A 5,086-nucleotide genomic window follows, 5' to 3' on the forward strand; every position below is an offset into this window, starting at 1 on the left:
ATGCAGCACCGTGATGCGGCGGCCGTCGGCCAGCGTGAGGCCGGCGACGTCCAGCGCATCGGCCGTGGCATGCCGGCTGCGCGAAGCGCCCGGCACGGCGCCTTCGCCGCGGTTCACGTTGCGGCAGGCGTAGCTGCCGAGATGCTCGATGGCCACCACCGGCTGGCCGAAGTGCTGCCTGGCGGCCGGCTGCAGCGCGTGCCGCTCCCACATGAAGAAGGACAGCGCCATCGGGCAGCTCAGCGAAGGCGAAGTGCCCAGGCGCACGCCGGCGGAGCGCAGCCTCACGGCGTTCTCGAAGCCGCAGCCGGGGCCGGTGACGCGGTCGGGCAGCGGGTCGTACTGCATGCCGGTTTGCGCCAGCGCCGCAAGGCAGCGCRCGGGTTCGCGGCGGGCCCGCTCGAGCTTGAAGCCGGTCAGCCAGTTGGGCGCCGCCGCCACGTCGAGCGGCGCCCACGGATTGAAGCGCTCGGGAATCTCGACGGTGCCGGTGGCGACGGCCCATGCAGCTGCGGCGAGCGCGGCGCCCGCCGCGGCCGCGGCGAGCAGCCAGCGCCTGCGGTGCGAAGGCGCGGGCTCTGCCGGACGCCCCGGAGGATCCACGGCCATGGTCCCGATCCTCAGGGCTTTGCGGCAATGAGCGGATCGAGTTCGGCCCGCACGCGCCGGATCGCCACTTCATGCCGCAGCGTCTGGGCGCCGCGTCCGTAGGTCATGGCCTTTCGGATCAGCCGCAATTGCTCGCGCTGCAGCTGCGTCTTCAGGCGCCTGGCCCGCAGCCCGAAGGTCCAGCCCATTTCCCGGCGAACCTTGTAGCGCTGCAAGGGCGCGCCCAGGCGGATCCACTCGTCGTCGCGGATCAGCTCGCGCTCCGGCACGAAGTAGGCGGCCAGCGCATGCAGATAGGCGCCGTTCTCGCGTGCGGCAACTCGCCAGAAGAGCCCGGCCGCAACCATCGCGGGAATGCCCTTGACGGCGAGCATCACGGCCATGTCGCCGTAGCCGCCGTCAAAGAGGTCTTCGAGCCATGGCGAGTTCCAGATGAAATGCATCGCCCACGCAAGCGCGAAGCACAGCAGGGCGCAGGCGATCCTCGCCGCCAGCGAACGCTCCGGATGCAGCAGGAACCAGGCGACGCCGAAGGACGCGATCGTGGTGTAGGCCGCATGGCTCCACAGCCCGCTCAGCAGCCCGCGCGTCAGCAGGTTGACGAGCACCGGAGACCGGCGACACCAGCTTGGCGCACAGGCTCTGGATGGCGATGTTCGCCGGCGCGGCAAAGTAGACGGCGCCGAGCCCGCCCCAGGCAAAGGCCAGCACGAAGGCTTCCGGCGGATGCTGCTCGAGCAGGTCCAGCGTGCGGAAGACCAGGAGGAAAAGCAGYGTGTAGATGCCCCACACCAGGATGCCCAGCAGGGCCGTGACGGGCACGACGCGGAACCCCATCGAGAACATGTTGACGGTGTAGAACAGCCCGTTGACGATCAGCGCCGCCAGCAGCCAGAAGGCCGCGCGCTGCGGCTGGAAGAACGAATCGGTGCCGATCGGCCAGTCGCCGCGGTCCTGCTGGCCCTCGAAGGCGGGCGGGCTCACTGCGGTGCCTCCAGGTCCATCGATTCGAGCATGCTGCGCGCATCGGCCATTGCCTCGTTCAGGCCTTCGCTGGCACCGTAGCAATCGATCTGCACGAGCGAGCGGCGCTGCAGGTCGACCACCTGCCAGAAGCGGCCGGCCAGCTTCGATCCATAGTACGCAAAGGTCTTGCCCTGCAGGCCCCACGAGGTGACGAAGTCGGACACGTCGCCATCGATGTTCAGGCGCTGGCCGCGCTCCATGAGCCTTTGCTGCCGCACCAGCGGGCCGTCGGGCCCGCCGGCCCAGGCGCGCGTGGTCACCAGGAACTTGTGGCCGCCCTTGAACAGCATCAGCGACTGGCCGGCCCTGGAGCGCGACACGTCCATCTCCCATCCGCTGGCGGGAACGAACCTCGCGTGGCCGACTGACACCGTTTCTCCCGCAGCCAGCGGCCGGCTGCCGGGCGTGCGGCTGTCCCAGAAGCTCAGGCCGCCCACGTAGCCGGCAATGGCGAGCAGCACCGCGAGCGCGCCTGGCCAGGTGCGGTACGGTATGCGGCGGGAGGGCTCTGGCATGCGGCGATCGTGCCATATGAACGGGCGGGACACGGGCCATGCTTGCATTGCTTCGATGCATGGCTATCCTCCACGGTCATTGCAATGAAGCTGCTTCGGAACCTCCAGGACAGAACATGAAAAAGTCGGACGCGAGCACCGGCCAGCCGGCATCGGAACTCATCTCGCAACGCATCGCCGAGCTCGGCGGCTGGCGCGGCGAAACGCTGGGCCGCATGCGCAAGCTCATCCAGCAGGCGGACCCGGGAGTCGTCGAGGAATGGAAGTGGATGGGCACGCCGGTCTGGTCGCACGGCGGCATCATCTGCACGGGCGAGTCCTACAAGGACAAGGTGAAGCTCACCTTCGCCAAGGRCGCCTCGCTGCCGGACCCGGCCGGCCTCTTCAACGCGAGCCTGGACGGCAACATGCGCCGCGCGATCGACATCTTCGAAGGCGACGAAATCGATGGGGCCGCCTTCAAGGCGCTCGTGCGCGAGGCGGTGGCGCTCAACAGCGCCGGCAAGCCCAAGCCCGCGAAGAAGACGGCCAAGTCCTGAAGGAACCACATGCCCGACGCCTCCGCACCCACGCCACGTCCCCGCATGCCGCTGCTTCGGCTGCTCCCGATCGGCGCCTGCCTGCTGGTGCTGGGCTGTGCAGGGCCGCGGGCGCCGCAGCCCGGGGCCGCCTATGCGCCGCCTCCCGTGCTGACGGCCGAGCAATCGAGCAGCGTCGCGATCCATGCGCTGGGCCTGGTCGGCACGCCGTACCGCTACGGCGGCAACACGCCGGAGGGCGGCTTCGATTGCAGCGGGCTCATCGGCTACGTGTACAGAAGCAGCACGGGCCAGGCCACGCCGCGCACGGTGGCGCGCATGGCCGGCTTCGGCCGTGCCGTGCCCGCGTCCGAACTGCGCTCGGGCGACCTGGTGCTCTTCGGCGCCTCCACGCCGTCGCACGCGGGCATCTACGTGGGGGCCGGGCAGTTCGTGCATGCGCCCTCGACGGGCGGCGAGGTGCGGCTCGACCGGCTGGACGGCATCTACTGGTCGCGCCAGCCGATGCAGGCGCGCCGGCTCTAGCCCGGAAAAAAGCGGCCCGAATCCCACTCAACGCGCGGGTGTTGCCGTTGGTTCTACGGGGATGCCTGCGTTGGGACGGCCTGGCCGGTGTGGCATGCTGTGCCGGTATCACCGAAGCTCGGAGAGGTCCCCCATGAAAAAAATCCTAGCCCTGGCCGTCCTGGGCATTGCCACCATCCTCCCGGCGTTCGCGCAGCGCGGCGACTTCTACGAGAACGACCGCCGCTACTGCGCCAGCGGCCGTTCCGGCGTCGACTTCAACACCTGCATGTGGCGCATCCAGCGCGACCGCGAAGAGCGCTATGACCGCCGCGAGCAGCGCGCCTACGAACGCGAGCAGCGGCGCGAATACGAACGCCGCGAGCGCTGGGCCGAGCAGCCGCCTCCGCCGCCGGCCTACCGCCAGTGGGACGGCCCGCCGCCCGGCGAGCAACCCCGGCTCAGCGACATGCAGCAGCGAGCGCTGGACAACTGCAACCTGCTGGCGCCGCGCGACCAGCCCCGCTGCCGCGCGACGGTGATGTCGACCGTGCGCTAGGGCTGTTCACAGGCCCTTCAGGGTTTTCCATTACGCAAAGCCACGCACGCGGGCCGCGCGGTCCGACGGATGCGCCCGCGCGCCCATGCGGCAAAACTCCCGGGTTCATTCCCAGGAGACATTCCCATGCACAGCATCCGCCGCCACCTGGTGTGGCTCGTCGTGGCCGTGGCCGGCGCATTCGCGCTCGGCACCGTGGCCCTCACGCGCGGTGAAAGCGTCAACGCCCTGTGGGTGGTGACCGCCGCGGTCTGCACCTACCTGATCGCCTACCGCTACTACAGCCTGTTCATCGCCGAGAAGGTGCTGGGACTGGACGGCAACCGCAAGACGCCGGCGCACCGCCACAACGACGGCCTGGACTACGTGCCGACCGACAAGAACGTGCTGTTCGGCCACCACTTCGCGGCCATTGCGGGCGCCGGTCCGCTGGTGGGCCCGGTGCTCGCAGCGCAGATGGGCTACCTGCCCGGGCTCTTGTGGGTGCTGGCGGGCGTGGTGTTCGCGGGCGCGGTGCAGGACTTCATCATCCTGTTCATCTCCACGCGGCGCGACGGCCGCTCGCTCGGCGACCTCGTCAAGCAGGAGATGGGCACGGTGCCCGGCATGATCGCGCTGTTCGGCACCTTCATGATCATGATCATCATCCTTGCGGTGCTGGCGCTGATCGTGGTGAAGGCGCTGGCCGAATCGCCGTGGGGCACCTTCACCGTGGCGGCCACCATTCCGGTGGCGCTCTTCATGGGCGTGTACCTGCGCTACATCCGGCCGGGGCGCATCGGCGAGGTGTCGCTGATCGGCTTCGTGCTGCTGATGCTCGCCATCTTCGGCGGCCAGGCCGTGAGCCAGGACCCCGCATGGGCGCCGCTCTTCACCTTCGACGGCAAGGCGCTTACCTGGATGCTGGTGGGCTACGGCTTCGTGGCCGCGAGCCTGCCGGTGTGGCTGCTGCTGGCGCCGCGCGACTACCTGTCGACCTTCCTGAAGATCGGCACCATCATTGCGCTGGCGCTGGGCATCGTGTTCGTCATGCCCACGCTGCAGATGCCGGCGCTCACGCAGTTTGCGAATGGCGGCGGGCCGGTGTGGTCGGGCAGCATGTTCCCGTTCCTGTTCATCACCATCGCCTGCGGCGCGGTGTCGGGCTTCCAYGCRCTGATCWSCTCSGGCACCACGCCCAAGATGCTCGACAACGAGCGCCATGCGCGCTTCATCGGCTACGGCGGCATGCTGGCCGAATCCTTCGTGGCGGTGATGGCGCTGGTGGCGGCCTCGTGCATCGAGCCCGGCATCTACTTTGCAATGAACAGCCCGGCCGCGCTGGTGGGCAGCAC

At 69.3% G+C, this 5,086-nt stretch carries 7 protein-coding genes and 1 pseudogene; 4 read left to right on the top strand and 4 right to left on the bottom strand.

Translation table 11 applies throughout. The features are described 5' to 3' along the window. From AC1DOC_RS22695 to AC1DOC_RS22710, 4 genes and pseudogenes are all read right to left on the bottom strand, one after another. Positions 1 to 609 (bottom strand): extensin-like domain-containing protein (locus tag AC1DOC_RS22695; protein ID WP_478130527.1); only part of this gene is annotated, 609 nt, incomplete at its 3' end. Between the two features lie 11 nt (positions 610 to 620). Beyond that, a complete protein-coding gene (locus AC1DOC_RS22700; RefSeq protein WP_478130530.1) occupies positions 621 to 1,052 on the bottom strand; it encodes a hypothetical protein in 432 nt (143 codons plus the stop codon). Between the two features lie 21 nt (positions 1,053 to 1,073). Then, positions 1,074 to 1,217: pseudogene (locus tag AC1DOC_RS22705) on the bottom strand (PrsW family intramembrane metalloprotease); the annotation flags it as partial. Between the two features lie 372 nt (positions 1,218 to 1,589). Further along, positions 1,590 to 2,150 (bottom strand): hypothetical protein, encoded by a 561-nt coding sequence (locus AC1DOC_RS22710; protein WP_478080427.1) that lies wholly within the window; start codon positions 2,148 to 2,150, stop codon positions 1,590 to 1,592. A 116-nt stretch (positions 2,151 to 2,266) separates the two neighbouring features. On the opposite strand from AC1DOC_RS22710, the gene AC1DOC_RS22715 reads away from it, so the two are divergent. The 4 genes from AC1DOC_RS22715 to AC1DOC_RS22730 form a co-directional block, all read left to right on the top strand. Further along, entirely contained in the window at positions 2,267 to 2,689 is a 423-nt protein-coding gene (locus AC1DOC_RS22715) for a DUF1801 domain-containing protein (protein ID WP_478130528.1), read from the top strand. A gap of 9 nt (positions 2,690 to 2,698) precedes the next feature. Beyond that, positions 2,699 to 3,214 (top strand): C40 family peptidase, encoded by a 516-nt coding sequence (locus AC1DOC_RS22720; RefSeq protein WP_478080425.1) that lies wholly within the window; start codon positions 2,699 to 2,701, stop codon positions 3,212 to 3,214. A 133-nt stretch (positions 3,215 to 3,347) separates the two neighbouring features. Beyond that, on the top strand, positions 3,348 to 3,752 hold the full coding sequence (locus tag AC1DOC_RS22725; RefSeq protein ID WP_015866759.1) for a hypothetical protein: 405 nt from the start codon (positions 3,348 to 3,350) through the stop codon (positions 3,750 to 3,752). Positions 3,753 to 3,878: 126 nt separating this feature from the next. Then, positions 3,879 to 5,086, top strand: a 1,208-nt coding sequence (locus AC1DOC_RS22730; RefSeq protein WP_478130529.1) for a carbon starvation CstA family protein, incomplete at its 3' end; no start/stop codon positions are given.

The organism is Variovorax sp. 01T439_2, assembly GCF_056398445.1.

Excerpts from the sequence above, each read along its gene's own strand:
- AC1DOC_RS22710 (WP_478080427.1), bottom strand. The coding sequence starts at position 2,150 with ATGCCAGAGCCCTCCCGCCGCATACCGTACCGCACCTGGCCAGGCGCG.
- AC1DOC_RS22700 (WP_478130530.1), bottom strand. The coding sequence starts at position 1,052 with ATGCATTTCATCTGGAACTCGCCATGGCTCGAAGACCTCTTTGACGGC.
- AC1DOC_RS22720 (WP_478080425.1), top strand. The coding sequence starts at position 2,699 with ATGCCCGACGCCTCCGCACCCACGCCACGTCCCCGCATGCCGCTGCTT.
- AC1DOC_RS22725 (WP_015866759.1), top strand. The coding sequence starts at position 3,348 with ATGAAAAAAATCCTAGCCCTGGCCGTCCTGGGCATTGCCACCATCCTC.